Here is a 17,927-nt window from a genome sequence, read left to right on the forward strand (position 1 = left end):
GTTAACCAAACAAAAATGTTTTCTAACAATGTGTTGACTTCCCCGCGAGGAACCCTCCGGCCACTTGTTACCCTGGTGCCAGGTCCCGCTACTTCTGCACCGGCAATCCGCTGGGCACGGTTTCGGGGATGCCCAGCCGCCCGTCGATTGCCACCGGGTCGGTCAGCGTATCCAGAAAGGCGACAATTGCAGCGATATCTTCCGGGGAAAGCTGCACCGATGGCACCCGGACCGCCGCCAGAATCGCGGCAAGCTGATCAGGGTCATGCATCACGGTGAAATCCTCGGCCTCGAAACGCGGCAGCACGGCCTGCCCTTCGTCATATCCCGCCAGCCCCGCCGCCGGGTCCGCATGGGCGGCGACAAAGGCCCGCAGATCACCATGCCCGCCTGCGTGACCATAGGGCGCCGTCAGCGCCACATTGCGCAGCGACGGCGTGCGAAAGGCATAAAGGTCCGCCGGATCCCCGGTCACCCGAAAGCGGCCCTCGTCGCGGTCGTTGTCCTCGAAACTGGCGGATTTGCCGGGGCCGATCTGCGGCGCGCCCATGGCGTGAAAATCATGATCGGTCAGGAAGGGGCCGCTGTGGCAACCGGCACATCCCGCTGCGCCATAGAACAGCTCCATCCCGGCCTGTGCCGCGTCCTCAAACGCCGCCTCACCGCGCAGGACCGCATCGAAGGGCGCGCTATCGGACCGCCACTCATGCTCCATGAATGCGGCAAGCGCGTTGGAAATATCCGTGAAGGCGATGTCATCCGGGCCGTTCACATGCGGATAGACCGCCGCGAAACGCTCGGCATAGGCGGGCAGTGCCGCGACCCGGCGCGCGATCAGGTCCCAGGCGCCGCCGGGCCCGGTGATCACCCCCTGCCGCACCGCACGTGCGACGTCGTTCTCGCGATGCGATCCGGCCATCTCGTCCCGGCTGAGGACCGGAAACATCGTCTGCGCCGACAGGGCAGAGTTGAAGCCGGTCACCATGTCGGCGTCCATCGGCGTGCGCAGCCCGCCGGGCCAGTCCGGATCGGCCTCAAGCCTGCCGTCGTGAAACAGGGAGGTGAACTGGTAAGCGCCGAGGTTGAACAGCCCCGGCGCGTTGCGCGGAATACGCTCTTCCGGCAGGTTGTCCGGGTCGGCCCTGCGCTCGGGCCCCATCCCGATACCGCCATCCCCCAGAGACAGGGACACCCCGTCACTGGTGCCGAAATCCGGGTGGTGGCAGCTTGCGCAGGAAATGCTGCGGTTCCCCGAGAGGATCGGATCGTAGAACAGCAACTGCCCCAGCCGCGCCTCTTCCAGGTCGACGGGGCGGTAATCGCTGTCGGTCACCGGATCAGGCAGACCCTGCGCCATCACGATGGCAGGCCAGCAGGCCAGCCCGACAAGGATCTTTCGCAATGACATTATCCGTTTCATGCCCGCCACCATAGCCGATGCATGGACTTAGAAAAGGGGGCAGGCGGATTTGGCGTCATGTCAGATGCGTAAACCGCCCGACCCGGCGAGTGGCCAAGCGGTCATTCGTGAGAAGTGCCGCGAAGGGCGGGAGCGCACCCAACCTGTGCGCTAGGCTCTGGACCCATTGCCAAAGCAAAGCTTTGGCAGCGCCCGAACCGCCCCCACGGGGCGGGCGCTTCGCTTCCGCCCCTCGGTTCGGGCGCGACCTGTTTCGGATGTTGGACATGGCAACAAAGTCCGCTCACCTGCCCTCGCCCCATACCGCGCCAAAGGTCCGGTCTCGTTCGGAACCACTTGACACGCCCCCCTGACATGACCCGGAAAATTCGACACGAAGTGTCAAGAATTCACGGCATGCGACAGGTCGAACTGGTGCTTGTGCTCCTCCGCCCAGGCATCCAGCGTATAGCGGAACACCGCCTTGCGCAGTTCGACCATCCGCGCGCGGCGTTCCTCCTCGGGCATCTCCAGCGCGGTAAGGATCGCATTGTCCATGGACCGGTGCGAAAACGGATTGGTGATCACCGCCGAATGCAGTTCCACCGCCGCACCGGCAAATTCCGACAGGACAAGAACCCCGTCCCCGTCGCTGCGCGCCGCGACAAATTCCTTGCAGACCAGGTTCATCCCGTCCACCAGCGGCGTGATCCAGGCCACATCCGCCGCCATGTAGTAGGACAACAGCTGCTCGAACGGAATCGCCCGCGAGATCAGCGCGATGGGTTGCCATTCCAGCGTGCCGAAGCGGCCGTTGATCCGGCCTGCGGTTTCCTCGATCCCGGTCTGGGTGCGCGCATAGGCCGACATTTTCCGGTCGGCGCTGACCGAGACATGCATCAGCCTGATCTTGCCGCGCAGGTCCGGGTTGTCTTCCAGCACCCGCTCGAAACTTTCCAGCTGGTCCACGCCACCCTTGGTGTAATCGGTGCGCCCGACCGAGAGGATCAGCCGCTCATCCCCCATGCCCTCGCGAATCTCGCGGGCTTTCTGCTTCAGTTCCGGCTCCTCCGACCGCCCCGAGATATAGGCGGCGCTGACCCCGACAGAGGCGGAGCTGATCGCGATCTTGCGCCCGTCCTGGGTGATCGAGGTCGGCACCCGCCGCTCGCTCAGCGCGGTGCCGTCCGACACCAGCTCGGGGGCGACATGGCCGATGGTGATATCGTCCAGATCGAAGAGCGAATTGGCAACCGCCACGAAATTAGAGGCATAGCGCGGGATGTGAAAACCGATGATGTCGCATTTCAGCAGGCTGTCCACGATCTCGCGCCGCCAGGGCAGCACGTTGAACATATCCGCCGCCGGAAACGGCGTGTGGTGGAAAAAGCTGATCGTCACATCCGAGCGCAACTGCCGCAGATAGCCCGGCACAAGCCAGAGGTTGTAATCATGCACCCAGACCCGCGCGCCCTTGCCCGCCTCGCGCGCGGCGGCTTCGGCGAAGGCCCAGTTCACCTCGCGGAAGGTGGGCCAGTCGACGGGATCGTAATTGAACTTTTCCTTGAAGCTGTGAAGGATCGGCCAGAAGGCCTCCTTCGAGGAGACATGGTAAAAGCTTTTGACCTGGGCCTCTGTCAGCGGCAGGCGGGACACGTTGTAGGTGCCGTGATTGTCGTTGATCTCCACCACTTTCTCGAAACCGGGGTTGGCCGGGTCTTCTGCCAGTTTCCAGGCGATCCAGGTGGCATGTTCGGCGGTGCCGAAAAAGCTTTTGAGCGTGGGCACAATGCCATTCGGGCTCTTGTTCTCGCGCAGGACCGTCTTGCCGTTTTCCTCGACTTCTTCGTAGGGCTGGCGGTGGTACACGATGACCAGATCAGATGACATCAGTCAGTATTTCCTTTGCATCGGGATGAAGATCAAAAGCGATCATGGCCTCGACGATCCCGGCTGCGCCGATGCCCTTGGCGTGGTGTATCCGGGGCAGATCCGGCAGCGCCTCGATCAGCCTTGCCTCTGACCCGCCGACAGCGACGGCGGGTGTGCCCGCCACCAGCATCGACAGATCGTTCAGCGTGTCACCGGCGGCCAGAACCCGTTCGGGCGGCAGCGACAGGTGGTCCAGCAGCCGCAACAGCGACGGCCCCTTGCTGACCCCGCGCGGCAACACGTCCAGATAGCGGTTGTCCGAAATCAGGACATCATGGCCCATGCCGTCAATCACCTCCGCCGCGCGCGGATCGTAGCTTTCGGGATCATAATCGAAACTGACCCGATAGCGAAAGGCGGTCTTCTGCTCGGTCAGCCCGGGGAAGGATTTCAGCGCCGCGCGCACCGCATCGCCGCTGTCGTTCCATTGCGCGGCGATTTCGCGTTCCAGCGTGTCGATCGGCGTGATCCCCTTTTGCGGATGCACCCGGGCGATGCTGGTGCCCACGTCGCAGACCGCATATTCGGGCCAGGGCAGCTCATTGGAGGAACACATCTTGTGGATGAATTCCGGGTCCCGGCCGCTGACGAAGACCAGACCAACCGTGTCCCGGTTGTCTTCGATCCAGCGATAGAGCGCGCGGCGGTCGGCCTGGGTGCCACCCAGAAAGGTGCCGTCCAGATCGGTGGCCAGTACAAATGGTTTGTCCATCAGGCCACCCCCCCGTCGAGACGGGTCATGGATTTATGCGCCGGGTTGTTCAGGGTCAGGTCCATCGCCCGCGGCTCTGCCGAGATCGGCTGGGTCCAGAGCTCTGCAAATGCCGCGTTCAGATCCCGCCCCTCGTGCAGGATGCCGAACACCGTCTCGCAGATCGGCATTGCCACCCGGACCCGTTTCGCCAGATCAATGACGGAGCGGGCATTCGCCTCGCCCTCGACCACCACCGGCGCGCCGTCGAAACACTGATCGCGCGGGATGCCCTGACCCAACTGCACCCCCAGCGACATGTTGCGCGAGGTCTGGCTGGAGCAGGTCAGGGTCAGATCGCCGGTCCCGGCCAGGCCGGTGACCGTCTCGCGCCTGCCGCCCAGCGCCTCTGCCAGCACCTTCATCTCGTCAAGGCCCCGCGTGATCAGCGCGGCGCGGGTGTTCTCGGCAAATCCCGCACCCGTCATCATGCCGCAGCCGATGGCGACCACGTTCTTCACCGCGCCGCCGATTTCGACCCCGACCAGATCGTCGGAGATATAGGTCTTGAAAAAGCCCGTGCTCATCGACAGGGCCAGCCGCGCGGCGGGGCTGTGCGAGGGCTCAAGCCGGTCCTTGTGGCTGAATTCAAAGGCGACGGTGGCCGCCGTCGGATGGCCCAGCGCTGTTTCGCGCGCAAAGGTGGGACCGGAAATGGTGCCCACGGGCACATGCGGCATCTCTTCCGAGACGACCTGGGACATCAGATAGCCTGTCGTGGGTTCGATCCCCTTGGTGCAGATCGCCACCGGCGTGCCATGTTTGACCAGACCGGAAATGCGCGATGCCATGGCACGCACCGCGCCGGAGGGCACCACCAGCAGCACCGCATCCGCGCCGTTCAGCGCAACCTCCAGATCGTCCGTGGCGGTCAGGGACGGGGGCAATGCGATTTCGGGCAGATACTTTGCATTCACATGAGAGCTGTTGATCGACTGAACAGTCGCCCGGTCGCGCGCATAAAGCTGCACCGCCCTGCCCGCCTTTGCCGCAACGCTGGCCAGCGCCGTCCCCCATGCGCCACCACCGATCACCGCAATCCGGGCATAGGGTTGTTCCTGGGTCGGCAGCATCTTGATTTCTGCTGTCATATCTTGAACTCCTCTTGTGCCAATACATTGACCCGGCCCCTGGCCGGGACCGATCCATGCATCCGCTCTTCATGCTCAGCTACTGACCTAACGGGATGTTGTGTCAGTTCAATGCGCGACGCCGAGAAAGCCGGAATTCGCCCTGATCCCGTCCGAATTTCGCACATTTTTTAGGCAATCCGCGGAATGACGCGCAATCCTTGCTCATCCCCTGCGCGGGTGCCGCAGCGCACCACCGCAGGTTTAATATATTGAAATATTGTGATTTTCCGACCCGGAAAGCCGATATCCGCCATCCCCGAGCCGTGGCGCTCGGCGGTTCTGCGCATTTATCAAGCAGGCGCGCGGCCCGGTTTTTTTGACTTTCTGCACCTGCAGCCTTACCTCTTTCCGAGTGTTGGAAACAGGAGTGAAACGAAATGACAAAGACAGTGCGCACAGCGATTTTTCCGGTTGCCGGCATGGGCACCCGTTTTCTGCCTGCAACAAAGGCGGTTCCGAAAGAGCTGTTGCCTGTTCTCGACACGCCATTGATCCAATATGTGATCGACGAAGCCCGCGATGCCGGGATCGAACGGATGATCTTTGTCAATCACCCCTCCAAATCCGCCATCGAACATTACGTGATGCATGACATCGCCCTGGGCGAGACCTTGTGCCAGCGCGGAAAGAACAAACTGGCCCAGCAGCTGCATGATGCCGCCCTGGACGAAAGCAAGCATGACATCGTCTTTGTCCACCAGCACCAGCCCCTCGGCCTTGGCCATGCAATCCTCTGTGCTGCCGAACACGCGCTGCCGGGGGCTGTCGCCGTGCTGCTGCCGGACGATCTGATCCTCAGCGGCAAGGGCTGCCTGAGCCAGATGATCGAGGCCTACAAGACCGCGCCGGTCGACCATATGCTTGCCACCCTCGAAGTGCCGCGCGAAACGGTTTCGAGCTATGGCGTGCTGTCGATTGCCAAGCATGACAATGCGCTGGCCTATTGCGACGGGCTGGTCGAAAAGCCGGATGCCGATCTGGCCCCCTCCACCACCGCCGTGGTCGGCCGCTACATTCTTGACGGCGGCATCTTTGACACCCTGCGCCGCCAGAAACCGGGTGCGGGCGGGGAAATCCAGCTGACCGATGCGATTGCCGCCGATATCGGCACCAAAAGTGTGGCGGGCTATCGCTTTATCGGCAAACGGTTCGATTGCGGGTCAAAGGACGGCATGCTGAGCGCGCAATTGTTCCTGGCCCAGCAGGACGCCCAGTTCGCCCATGTGATCGGCGATTTCCTGAGCGCGAACCAGCAGATGAGCGTCGCCTGACCGCAAGCGCCAGGAAAGGCCTGTAACAGCAGACATGACAGAACCAGAATCCCCCGATCCCGACTGGTGGCGCGGCAGCGTCATCTACCAGATCTATCCGCGCAGCTTTCAGGACAGCAATGCGGACGGCATCGGCGATCTTCAGGGGATCGTGCAGCGCATCGGCTATGTGGCGAGCCTGGGCGTGGATGCGATCTGGATCTCGCCCTTCTACCGCTCGCCGATGAAGGATTTCGGCTATGACGTCAGCGATTACTGCGACGTCGATCCGATCTTTGGCAGCCTGGCGGATTTCGATGATGTGATCGCGGCGGCGCATGATGCCGGGATCAGGGTGATCATCGACCTGGTGCTGTCCCATACCTCTGAACAACACGCCTGGTTTGCCAACAGCCGCGCCTCGCGGGATGGGTCGCTGGCGGATTGGTACGTCTGGTCAGACCCGAAACCGGATGGCACCGCCCCGAACAACTGGCTGTCGATCTTTGGCGGCTCGGCCTGGCACTGGGACCCGCGGCGCGAACAATATTACCTGCACAACTTTCTGGCCTCGCAGCCCGATCTCAACCTGCACAATCCGCATGTGCAATCGGCCCTGCTGGAAGTCATGCGCTTCTGGCTCAACCGCGGGGTGGACGGGTTCCGCTTTGACACCGTGAACTTCCTGTTCGCGGACAAGGACCTGCGCGACAATCCCGCGCTGGAGAAGGAGCAGCGCAGCGACATCCTGACGCCTTCCGTGAACCCCTATAATTACCAGGATCACGTCAATTCGAAGAACCGCCCCGAAACGCTGGACTTCATTGCGCGCATCCGGGCCTTGCTGGACGAATACGACGCGGTCACATCGCTTGGCGAAATCGGGGATGCCACCAAGGGCCTGCAACTGCTGGGAGAATACACCAGGGGCGCGGACCGGCTGCACATGTGCTATGCCTTTGAATTCCTCGCGGCGGAACCGCTGAACGCCTCGCGCGTGGCGGAGGTGCTTTATGCGGTCAACCAGGTCGCCCGCGACGGCTGGCCTGCCTGGGCGTTTTCCAACCATGACGTGATGCGCCATGCCAGCCGCTGGGGCCTGTCCCCCGCCGCGCAGCGGCTTTATGCGACGCTGCTGATGTGTTTGCCGGGGGCTGCCTGCCTTTATCAGGGAGAGGAACTGGGGCTGGAGGAGGACGATATCTCTTTCGAAGACCTGCAAGACCCTTATGGGCGTGAATTCTGGCCCGAGTACAAGGGCCGCGACGGCTGCCGCACGCCGATGGTCTGGGATCAGACCGAAAGCAATGCAGGTTTTTCCAGCGGTGTGCCCTGGTTGCCGCTGAGCAATGAGAACCGCCACCGCGCGGTTCATGCGCAGGAGGCGGAGCCGGGGGCGATCCTGCATCATTACCGCAATGCCATCGCCTTTCGCGGCAAGCACGCGGCGCTCAAGGTCGGGCGGCAGGAGGGCGTCTATGTCTTTACCGATGTGCTGCATTTCCAGCGGGTGACGGAGGAGGAGACGATTTTCTGCGCCTTCAACATGTCCGACACCCCGTCGATGCACAGCCTGCCGTCGGGGACATGGAAGACCATCGGCCGCAAGATCGGCAGCGCCAGCCCCTCGCCGGACGGGCGGCTGCATCTTGGTCCCTGGCAGGTCTGCCTGGCAAAGAAGATCAGCGAAGCGGCCCAAAGCGCCCCGCCTTGAACGTGAATCGCCGATACCGGATGTATCAGGTGAAAGGCAGGACGCCGTGAACCGTCAGAGCGCCAGCCGGGCAAAGATGATTGCCGCGCCGGCGGCAAAGAGCCCCGCGCGGATGGCGATGCCACGCGGCGAGATCAGCGCCGATGACATCAGCGCCAGCCCGGCCCCCACCTGCACCAGCGCGACGCCTGCCATCAGTGGCGCGCTGCCCAATGCGATCAGGTCGGGATTGGCGATCATCGCCAGCGGAATGACATAGAGCCCAAAGCCCAGCGACATCGCGGTCACCGCCACCTTGAGCCAGTTTTCCCCGATCATGCCCGCCGCGATGAACACCGCGCCGCAGACCGGGGGCGTGATGGTGGACAAGAGGGCAAACCAGAAGACGAAGAGATGCGCCTGCAGCGGCACCAGCCCCAGTTCGATCAGGGCGGGGCCCGCGACCGACACGCAGATCACATAGGCCGCTGTCGTCGGCACCTCCATCCCCAGCACCAGACAGGCAACTGCCGTCAGCAGCAGCGCGGGCCAGAGCATGCCCCCCGATCCAGAGAGGATCAGCGAGGTGATCTTGACCCCAAGGCCCGTGATCGAGAGCACGCCGATGATGATCGAGGCACAGATGATGATGGCCGCGATCATCGAGACCTGCCTTGCCGCGTTGAGCATGGCGCTTTCGATCCGCCCGCTGATCCCGCGCCAGGTGCCGATGCCCTGCGCGTTGAAGAAGAGCAGAGCAAAGGCCGCAAGGATTGCCATGGTCGCGGCATATTGCGGCGTCACCTTGATCCAGAACATGCCCCAGAGCAGCACGGTGAAAGGCACCGCAAAGAAGGCCGATGTGATCAGCACATCGCGCAGGGCGGGGCGGTCTTCCGCCCGGATGCCCGACAGGTTGCCGCGCGACGCATAGGCGTTCACACCGACCCAGACCGCCCAGAAGTACAGCAGCGCAGGCAGCACCGCCGCCGCCATGATCGCGGTGTAGGGCACGCCTGTCAGCTCCACCATCACAAAGGCCCCTGCCCCCATCAGCGGCGGCATGATCTGCCCGCCGGAGGAGGCGACCGCTTCCACCGCTGCGGCAAGGCGCTTGGGGTAGCCAAGGCGCGTCATCGCGGGCAATGTGATCGCCCCGGTGGAGGCGACATTGGCCGAGGCCGAGCCGGAGATGGAGCCGAAGAGCGCCGAGGAGAGGACCGATACCTTGGCCGCACCGCCCTTGAGCCGTCCGGCAGCGGCGGCGGCCAGGTTCATGAAGCCCTGCCCCGCCTCACCCGCATTCAGCGCCGCACCAAAGATGACAAAGATCGCCACCACGCTGACGGAGACGCCCGTCAGGCTGCCCCAGATGCCGCCTTCGGCAATGGTCAGGGTGCCCAGAAAACTGGGCAGGGGTGTGCCGGAATGGCCGAATTCGCCCGGAATATACTGCCCATACAAGCCGTAGAGCAGCGCCAGCAGCGCGACCAGGGGCAAGGGCCAGCCGATGGCCCGGCGCGCGGCCTCAAGCACCACCACCAGCAGGGTCACGGCGATGCCGGTCTGGAACGGCCCTTCGAGGAAACCGTATTGGTCTGACAGCATGTTGTGCGACAGGGCCACCCAAAGGCTCGCCCCGATGCCCAGCACCGCCAGAACCGCCCCGCTGCCCCACATCAGCCGCGACTGCCCCGCCCCCAGCAGGATCCAGGGCAGCGCCAGCGCCAGGTGCAGCGGGCGGCTGACCAGATTGGGCACCAGCCCCGAAAAGATCAGGCCAAGGTGAAAGACGACCAGCACAAGGGCCGCAAGAAAGGCGATAAGACGCATCAGGGAGCCTTCGACAGCGGAAATTCGGCGCACCGGGGATCCGGCGCGCCCGGGGGCTTTACATCTGCGCGTCGCTCAGGGTCCAGCCCATTTCCTTGTAATAGCGCACGGCGCCGGGGTGCAGCTTGCTGGTGATCGTTTCCATCAGCCCCTCGTCCACCGCGTTCCACCAGGGCGCGGAGGCGCCCATCGCGTCACGCTGTTCCCAGAACGTCCTGGTCAAGGCATAGGCGGTGTCATCGCTCATCTTGGTGGTGGCAAAGGCGACAACCGGCAGCGATGTGGTGACGATATCGCTGTCCTGCCCGGCATAGGTGCCTGCCGGGATCACCAGCCTTGTCCGCTTGGTTTCCGCGATCTGCGCGTCGCTCAGCGACAGGACGGTGACACCGGTGGTTGCCGCCGCCTCGACCACATTGGGTGCCGGATAGGAGCCGGCGGTGACAAAACCGTCGATCTGCCCGTTCTTGAGCGCGGCAACCGCGTTGGACAATTCCGCATCGGCCAGGTTCACCTTGCCTTCCAGACCAAAGAGCCCGAGATATTTCTCGCCCTCGGTCGCACCGAAAGACCCCTTGCCCAGCAGGATGGTCTTGCCCTCCATCCCGGCAAAATCGGTGACGCCGCTGGCGTCCGACATCACGAAATGCATGGTCAGCGAGGGGATCGGGAAGAGCGCGCGGATCTCGTCAAAGGCGGGATCGCCCTTGCCCTCGAACATCGCCTTGCCCTGCTGGGCAAGCCCGACCAGCGCAGGCGGCGTGGTAAAGACATAATCGCCGCCCCGCGCCCGTACTTCCATGACGTTCTGGACCGAGCCCTGGCTTTCCTCGACGGTCACGATCACGCCGCCATCGGTGCCTTCCTTCATCGCCTCGGCTATCTGCACGCCCATCTGATAATAGGACGATCCGGTCTTTGCGGATTTATAGGTCACACGCTCCTGCGCCGTGGCAAGGCCTGCGGTCACAACCAGCGCGAGGCTGGCCAGAACAGGTGTCAGTTTCATGGTAAATTCCTCCCTCGGAAATATCTGCGGCCACTGTTCCATTCTCCGCGCCGCGCTTCAAGCCGCGAGGTTGGATTTGATCAGTCCAGGACCTCTGCCAGCGTATAGCCAAAGGTCGCGGCCCGCGCGCCGCAGATGTCCCAGACCCGGCGCGCGGCATCCGCATCCATCTCGATCACGCCGGCACGCCCGGCATCCACCGCAAGCGGCGGCGCAGCGGCGGGTGCCGCGCGGTAGAGGAACGCGGAGAGGGCGGCAGCGGTCGTGTCGGGATGATCAAGCGTATCTTCGAAACGGACCACATGCATGTCGGGATCACCATCGAATGTGCGTGCCATCAGATCGGCCTGATGCAACCAGCTGAAGGCATTGTGGATATGGGTGCTGTCCGTGTCGATCAGCGCAGGGTCGCGCCCGGCATGGACATAGGCCGCAGGCAGGGCCGCCCGGCCCATCGGATTGTTCATGCGCGAGGTCATATGGGTGCGCCGCAGGCTGGCGCGCACCGGATGGCGCACCAGATGCAGGCATTGCGCCTGTGGGAAGGCCGCCCTGGCCAGATCACAGATCAGCGTGGTTTCGGGCAGTTTCCATCCCCAGTATCCGCTTTCCGCCTGCCCCGCGCGCGCCAGCACCTCAGCCGCCGTTTCATGCAGTTGCGTGATATAACCAGCCCGCCGCGCGGCATCGGGCGGCGCCTCGCCCGACATCACCTCGATCGCGATGGCATAGATCGTCTTGACCCATTCCACGGAATCAAAGCTCTTGTTGATTTCCGAGCCGAGGAAAACGCCCTGCCCCTGGACAAATTCCGACAAAAGCCGGGTGCCGCCGCCGCCGCGACCCAGCAGGATGACAGGGCGGCTTTCGCCCATCAGCTGGCCACCGGGGCCCCTGATGGCGGATGAACTGTTGGTCATATGCGGCATCCCTGTCCTGCGACTGCCCCTGTTTAGCGTCAGGCAGGTCAGTCGGAAAGGCCCCGGGCGGGGCCGTTCCGTTCTGTTGCCGACAGGCCGCGCAAGCGGCGGCGGGTGGCGTGATCCCTGGCAGGGCCGTCCGCCGCAGGACCGCTTGTCAGCCTTCTTCGGTGGGGCCGCCCGCCTCTTTCCAGCCGGGGAAGCCGCCGATGTTCGTCACATTGGTATAGCCCATGTTCTGCAGCGTCTTTCCCGCCAGTGCCGCCTGGCCGCCCGCCCCGCAGATCAGATAGATTTCGCCGTCCTGCTTCAGCGCCGGATTGTAGAATTGTTCCATCGCGGGATCGGCACGAAATTCGATCATACCGCGCGGAATGCGATGCGCGCCCTTGATCGTACCGCTTTTGGCAATGTCGGCGCTGTCGCGCACATCGACAAAGACACCGCCCCCCGCCGCATGTCTGTCAATCGCATCGGCCACCGCCATCTTCGGCACGGTTTCATTGGCTTCGTCCAGGTAGTCTTTTGCAGTTTTCATGATCGCTCTCCTTCAATGGGTCCTTTCGGGAACTAGGTCGTGTTGACATTCATTGTCGCCCACCCGTTTCAGTCCAAAATTGCTCAGTTCCAGGCAAGAGAGCGCAGGAATAGCCAGCTATTTCAAGCTCTCTTTGCGCGCCCCGCCTTGAAATTGAAGCGCCAATACCCTGACGCGCTACGCGCTCTCGGGACATTGGCGAGGTGATTTGCCTTAAAATAAAGGCGGGACGCTGGAACGCAGAAATGGGCAATTTTGGCGAAACCCCTGCGGGGCGCGGCGGATTTTGCCTCTGCCATCCCGGATGTTCGCTTCCAATGATCGCATTGCTGCGCTCACATCAGGGCGCCAGCGGCAAAATCCGTCTCGCGCGGGTGGGCGACAATGAATGTCAACACGACCTAGCCTGCCCGCGCAACGAGACCACCATCGCGACAGCGGTTATTTGCAAAGAATAATACGCCCGCCGGGGTCAAAGCTCCTGACCCTTTTTGCGCAATTCCTCCAGCAGCCCGCGATAGATCTCGCTGCTGTCGCCGCCGCCGAATATTGCCGCCCCGCCGGAATAGGCGGTGCCATAGGTCCGCGCCACGGTGATCGTCTGGACCAGACCCGACAGGAACTGATCCTTTTCAAGCGGCGACAGCGGATGAATGAAGACCCCCCAGAGCCGCCCGTGCGCAACCGCATAGCGCGCATCAAGGGCCGCGTCGAAATTCGCCTGCATCAGGCGCAGCAGATCCGCCTGTGTCAGGCCTTGCACGCTGGCGATGGGCACCATGGCGCGCATCCGGTCGGCCCGCACATCCGTGATCACGATCACCGGAATATCCTCAAGGGTGAATTCCATCGCAGGTCCCTGCACCCGCATGTCCGGGTCCAGCGCCCGGATGATCCCGGCCATCCGCGCCAATGTCATCGGCGCTTCGCCCTGCTGGTCCTGCGGGGCTTCGGGCAGATCAGGCGACGCGGTCTGCGCCAGCGCGGCACCGGAGGTGAGCAGGGTCAGAACAACAAGGCTTCGGGCAATGATGCGGAACATGGCAATCTCCTCTGCCCCATCCTGCGCCGGAACAGCGTGAAATACACGTCACCTCTGAGTGAGCCGCGCCGAAAGGCCTGTTCAGGCAGAGCCCGCCATCTTTGCCTTGATCAGGGAAACGGCAGCTTCGACCGCCACCGCGATCTCCATCTCCGATGTGTCGATCTGCACCGCATCCTTGGCCGGTTTCAGCGGCGCATCCGCGCGGCCCATGTCGCGCGCATCGCGGGCCTGAACATCGGCCAGGACCTCTTCGAAGGTGGTCTCGATCCCCTTGCCCTGCAGCTCGGCAAAGCGTCTGCGGGCACGGACATCCGCATGGGCGGTGACAAAGAGCTTCACCTGCGCATCCGGGCAGATCACTGTCCCGATGTCGCGCCCGTCCAGCACCGCGCCACCTGCGCGGGTGGCAAAACTGCGCTGGAAGTCGACCAGGGCGGCGCGCACTTCCGGCACCGCGGCGACCCGGCTTGCCGCCTGCGCAACCTCGGGCGACCGCAGGCGGTCGTCTTCCAGATCACCGGGCACAAGCGCCTCTGCCGCGGCCTGTGCGGCCTGTCCGTCCAGCACCTTTGCCCCCACCGCCCGGTACAACAGCCCCGTATCGAGATGGGCAAAACCGAAATGCCGCGCCACAGCCTTGGAAATCGTCCCCTTGCCCGAGGCTGCGGGCCCGTCGATGGCCACCGTGAAACCGCTCAGTCTCATCCGTTGCTCCGGCTGATCTGCGCGCCCAGACCCTGCATCAGCGGTTCGAAGATCGGGAAGGAGGTGGCGATCGGCCCTGCGTCATCCACCTGCACCGGGGATTGCGTTGCCATGCCGAGGATCAGGAACGACATGGCGATCCGGTGATCGAGCTGGCTGGCGCAGACCGCCCCGCCCGGCACCTTGCCATGCCCCCGGCCCGTGACAATCCACCAGTCGGGCCCTTCCTCCACCTCGATGCCATTGGCGCGCAGACCCTTGGCCATGGCGTCGATCCGGTCGCTTTCCTTGACCCGCAATTCCTTGACCCCGCGCATTTCCGTGCGGCCTTCGGCAAAGGCCGCAACCACCGACAGCACGGGATATTCGTCGATCATGCTGGCCGCACGTTCGGGCGGCACCGCGATGCCTTTCAGATCGGGGGAGAAACGTGCGCGCAGGTCGGCCACCGGCTCGCCCCCCTCTTCGCGTTCGTTCTCATAGGTCAGATCGGCCCCCATCTCGCGCAGCGTGGCAAACAGCCCCGCCCGCGTCGGGTTCAGCCCGATCCCCGGCACCAGCACATCCGACCCCGGCACGATCAACGCCGCACAGACCGGGAAGGCCGCCGAAGACGGATCGCGCGGCACCTCGATGTGCTGCGGCTTCAGCTCCGGCTGGCCGGTCAGGGTGATCACCCGGCCCTGCGCCGTCTCCTCCACCGTGACCTCGGCGCCAAAGCCCGCCAGCATCCGTTCGGTATGATCGCGGGTCGCCTCCGCCTCGATCACCACGGTCTGCCCCGGCGCGTTCAACCCTGCCAGCAGCACTGCCGATTTCACCTGCGCCGACGGCACCGGCACCTCGTAGCGCACCGGAACAGGTTCCACCGCGCCGACCAGCGTCATCGGCAGCCGCCCGCCCGCGCGCCCCACCGCCTGACAGCCGAACAATGCCAGCGGGTCGGTCACCCGCGCCATCGGGCGGCCGTTCAGACTGGCATCCCCGGTAAACGTCGCCACGATGGGCGAGGTCGCCATTGCCCCCATGATCAGCCGCACCCCGGTGCCGGAATTGCCGCAGTCGATGACATTCCCCGGCTCGGCAAAACCGCCCACACCAACACCATGCACCGACCATTTGCCGCCGCCCAGCTGCGTCACCTCGGCCCCGAAGGCCCGCATGGCGCGTGCCGTGTCCAGCACATCCTGCCCTTCCAGCAGGCCGGTGATCGTGGTCTCGCCCACCGCCATCGCCCCCAGGATCAGGGATCGGTGCGAAATCGACTTGTCGCCGGGCACCTCCGCCGTGCCGGTCAGCGGCCCGCAGGCCTGCGAAGTCATCGGAATTGGGTCACCATGGGCTGACATCTGAAGGTCCTTACCTGTTTCCGGGCGGTTTTAACCCAGCCTCCCGGCAGCGTCCATGCCAGCCTGCCCCCTTCATTGTTCCAAAAATATACCAGAGCGCGAGACAGCGTCTCGCACCGATTTGGCAGCGCCAAATCAATGAAATCGCTTGCGGGCCGCAGGCCCGCGCAATCAGGTCCGGCGGAAGGTCAGGTAATGCGGCCTGCGGCCCTCGCGCAGGGCCTTCTGCTCGTACCGCGTGGACAGCCAGTCCTCCCAGGGCGCGCGCCAGTCTTCCGGCCCCTCGGCCAGCCATTCAAAGCCGAATTTCGGCACTTCCTCCAGGGTCTGGCGCACGTAATCCTCGATGTCCGTCGCCACCCGGAAAATCGCCCCGGGCTTCAGCACCCGCGCCAGCGGCACCAGATGTTCTTCGGTCACAAAGCGGCGGCGGTGGTGGCGTGCCTTGGGCCAGGGGTCGGGATAGAGCAGAAACGCCCGCGCAACCGAGGCCTCCGGCAGCACATCGAAGAGATCGCGGGCGTCACCGGGATGTACCGCCAGGTTCGAAACCCCGGCGCGCCGGATCTTGCCCAGCAACATGGCAACCCCGTTGATATAGGGTTCGCAGCCGATGATCCCGACATCGGGGTTCGCCGCGGCCTGATGCACCAGATGTTCGCCGCCACCAAATCCGATCTCAAGCCAGACCGGCCTGTCGCCGAAGAGGCCCGGCAAATCCAGCGGTGCGCGCGCGGGGTTTTCCTCCCAGCTCACCGCACCGGGCGACAGCGCGCCCAGATCTTCATCCAGGTAGGCTTTCTGCGACTTTTTCAGGGCCTTGCCCTTGAGGCGGCCATAGAAATTCCTGCGGGGTCTGACGGGATCATTCATGCCCCGCGCTTTAGCGCCCTGCGGGGCCTGCTGCAAGCCGCCGTTGCACGGCGATCACCCCGGCTCCCGCGGCTTTCAGGCTGCCCCGAAACGAAAGCGGCCCCCCGGGGGGCCGCCTGATCGGATGCGCGCCGCCCGGTTCCTCACAATGAACCCGGCGGCCTGTGGTCTGCGGCTCAGACAGCTGCCCTGAGCTTGTCTGCCAGATCGGTGCGCTCCCAGCTGAAGCCGCCATCGGCCTCCGGCGCACGACCGAAGTGGCCATAGGCAGAGGTACGGGCGTAGATCGGCTTGTTCAGCTCCAGTTGCTGGCGAATGCCGCGGGGCGTCAGGCTCATCGCGTTGCGAATCGCCTTTTCAACCGCCGCATCCTCGACCTCGCCGGTGCCGTGGGTGTCGCAATAGATCGACAGCGGCTCGCTCACGCCGATGGCATAGGAAAGCTGGATGGTGCATTTGCTGGCCATGCCGGAGGCCACGACGTTCTTGGCCAGGTAGCGCGCGGCATAGGCGGCGGAACGGTCCACCTTGGTCGGATCCTTGCCCGAGAAGGCGCCGCCGCCATGCGGCGCGGCACCGCCATAGGTGTCCACGATGATCTTGCGGCCGGTCAGGCCCGCGTCCCCGTCGGGGCCGCCGATCACAAAGACACCGGTCGGATTGACGTGCCAGACGGTGTCGTCGGTCACCCAGCCCTCGGGCAGAACCTCAAGGATATAGGGTTCCACGATGGCGCGGATGTCATCGCTCGACTGGCTTTCGGATTCGTGCTGGGTGGACAGAACGATGGAGCTGACACCAACCGGCTTGCCGCCTTCGTAACGCACGGAAAGCTGGCTCTTGGCGTCGGGGCGCAGGGTCGGCTCGGTGCCGTCCTTGCGCACCTCGGCCAGTCGGCGCAGGATCGCATGGGCATAATGGATCGGTGCCGGCATCAGCTCGGGCGTCTCGTCGGTGGCGAAACCGAACATGATGCCCTGATCGCCGGCACCCTCGTCCTTGTTCTCGGCCGCATTCACCCCCTGGGCGATATGCGCGGATTGTTCGTGCAGCAGATTGGTGATTTCGCAGGTCTCGTGGTGGAACTTGTCCTGCTCATAGCCGATGTCCTTGATACAGGCGCGTGCGATATTCTCGATCCGGCCCATGTATTCGCTCAGCTTGGCCTTGTCGGACAGCCCGACCTCACCGCCGATCACGACGCGGTTTGTCGTCGCAAAGGTCTCTGCCGCGACGCGAGCCTCGGGTTCTTCGCTGAGAAATGCGTCGAGAACCGCGTCGGAAATGCGGTCACAGACCTTGTCGGGGTGACCCTCGGAAACGGATTCCGAGGTGAAAATATAGTTCTGTCGGGACATGTCGTGCTCCAAATAAAAATCAAGACGCCACGTCAGGAAGCCGTTGTGGCGCGATTGGGTTGGCTTATCCGGCCTTCAAAGAGGCGTCAATCGCTTAGGGGATTCAACCTGAAATCGGCGTAAGAGTGATGCGCCAAAC

The 17,927-nt window shown here is 63.9% G+C and carries 15 protein-coding genes and 1 riboswitch; of the genes, 2 read left to right on the forward strand and 13 right to left on the reverse strand.

What is annotated here, in order from left to right; genetic code table 11:
* Positions 1–88: 88 nt before the first annotated feature.
* From ACWNZ3_RS13575 to ACWNZ3_RS13590, 4 genes are all read right to left on the reverse strand, one after another.
* Entirely contained in the window at positions 89–1,408 is a 1,320-nt protein-coding gene (locus tag ACWNZ3_RS13575; protein ID WP_496900275.1) for a cytochrome-c peroxidase, read from the reverse strand.
* A gap of 393 nt (positions 1,409–1,801) precedes the next feature.
* Positions 1,802–3,289 (reverse strand): glucosylglycerol-phosphate synthase, encoded by a 1,488-nt coding sequence (gene ggpS / locus ACWNZ3_RS13580; protein ID WP_496900276.1) that lies wholly within the window; start codon positions 3,287–3,289, stop codon positions 1,802–1,804.
* Positions 3,279–4,043 carry an HAD-IIB family hydrolase gene (locus tag ACWNZ3_RS13585; protein ID WP_496900277.1) on the reverse strand — a complete coding sequence of 255 codons (765 nt, stop codon included), beginning with the start codon at positions 4,041–4,043 and terminating at the stop codon, positions 3,279–3,281. Before ACWNZ3_RS13585 ends, ggpS begins: the two co-directional genes overlap by 11 nt.
* On the reverse strand, positions 4,043–5,173 hold the full coding sequence (locus tag ACWNZ3_RS13590) for an NAD(P)H-dependent glycerol-3-phosphate dehydrogenase (RefSeq protein ID WP_269366774.1): 1,131 nt from the start codon (positions 5,171–5,173) through the stop codon (positions 4,043–4,045). Before ACWNZ3_RS13590 ends, ACWNZ3_RS13585 begins: the two co-directional genes overlap by 1 nt.
* Before the next feature lie 419 nt (positions 5,174–5,592).
* Here ACWNZ3_RS13590 and ACWNZ3_RS13595 point away from each other — a divergent pair, with 419 nt between their 5' ends.
* Positions 5,593–6,486, forward strand: coding sequence for a UTP--glucose-1-phosphate uridylyltransferase (locus ACWNZ3_RS13595; protein ID WP_496900278.1), 894 nt, complete (start codon positions 5,593–5,595; stop codon positions 6,484–6,486).
* Positions 6,487–6,520: 34 nt separating this feature from the next.
* Positions 6,521–8,179 (forward strand): alpha-amylase family glycosyl hydrolase, encoded by a 1,659-nt coding sequence (locus ACWNZ3_RS13600; protein ID WP_269366780.1) that lies wholly within the window; start codon positions 6,521–6,523, stop codon positions 8,177–8,179.
* Between the two features lie 54 nt (positions 8,180–8,233).
* On the opposite strand, the gene ACWNZ3_RS13605 is transcribed toward ACWNZ3_RS13600, so the two are convergent.
* The 9 genes from ACWNZ3_RS13605 to metK form a co-directional block, all read right to left on the reverse strand.
* Positions 8,234–9,991, reverse strand: coding sequence for a TRAP transporter permease (locus ACWNZ3_RS13605; protein WP_496900279.1), 1,758 nt, complete (start codon positions 9,989–9,991; stop codon positions 8,234–8,236).
* A 58-nt stretch (positions 9,992–10,049) separates the two neighbouring features.
* A complete protein-coding gene (locus tag ACWNZ3_RS13610; protein ID WP_269366783.1) occupies positions 10,050–11,000 on the reverse strand; it encodes a TAXI family TRAP transporter solute-binding subunit in 951 nt (316 codons plus the stop codon).
* Between the two features lie 80 nt (positions 11,001–11,080).
* Entirely contained in the window at positions 11,081–11,920 is an 840-nt protein-coding gene (locus tag ACWNZ3_RS13615; protein WP_496900280.1) for a sulfotransferase, read from the reverse strand.
* Positions 11,921–12,077: 157 nt separating this feature from the next.
* A complete protein-coding gene (locus tag ACWNZ3_RS13620; RefSeq protein WP_496900281.1) occupies positions 12,078–12,458 on the reverse strand; it encodes a rhodanese-like domain-containing protein in 381 nt (126 codons plus the stop codon).
* Positions 12,459–12,930: 472 nt separating this feature from the next.
* Positions 12,931–13,500: a hypothetical protein gene (locus tag ACWNZ3_RS13625; RefSeq protein WP_496900282.1), complete on the reverse strand. Its 570-nt coding sequence runs from the start codon at positions 13,498–13,500 to the stop codon at positions 12,931–12,933.
* 81 nt (positions 13,501–13,581) lie between these two features.
* On the reverse strand, positions 13,582–14,208 hold the full coding sequence (locus ACWNZ3_RS13630) for a (d)CMP kinase (RefSeq protein WP_269361066.1): 627 nt from the start codon (positions 14,206–14,208) through the stop codon (positions 13,582–13,584).
* The gene (gene aroA, locus ACWNZ3_RS13635; RefSeq protein ID WP_496900283.1) at positions 14,205–15,557 is read right to left on the reverse strand and encodes a 3-phosphoshikimate 1-carboxyvinyltransferase; all 1,353 of its coding nucleotides are present in this window, start codon (positions 15,555–15,557) and stop codon (positions 14,205–14,207) included. The genes ACWNZ3_RS13630 and aroA overlap by 4 nt, the downstream gene beginning before the upstream one ends.
* Positions 15,558–15,728: 171 nt before the next feature.
* A complete protein-coding gene (trmB, locus tag ACWNZ3_RS13640; RefSeq protein ID WP_496900284.1) occupies positions 15,729–16,430 on the reverse strand; it encodes a tRNA (guanosine(46)-N7)-methyltransferase TrmB in 702 nt (233 codons plus the stop codon).
* A gap of 176 nt (positions 16,431–16,606) precedes the next feature.
* Positions 16,607–17,788, reverse strand: coding sequence for a methionine adenosyltransferase (metK, locus tag ACWNZ3_RS13645; RefSeq protein ID WP_496900285.1), 1,182 nt, complete (start codon positions 17,786–17,788; stop codon positions 16,607–16,609).
* A gap of 4 nt (positions 17,789–17,792) precedes the next feature.
* A riboswitch (SAM-SAH riboswitch) is annotated at positions 17,793–17,843 on the reverse strand.
* Positions 17,844–17,927 lie beyond the last annotated feature (84 nt).

The sequence above is a fragment of the Sulfitobacter sp. IGS-18 genome (genome assembly GCF_059628195.1).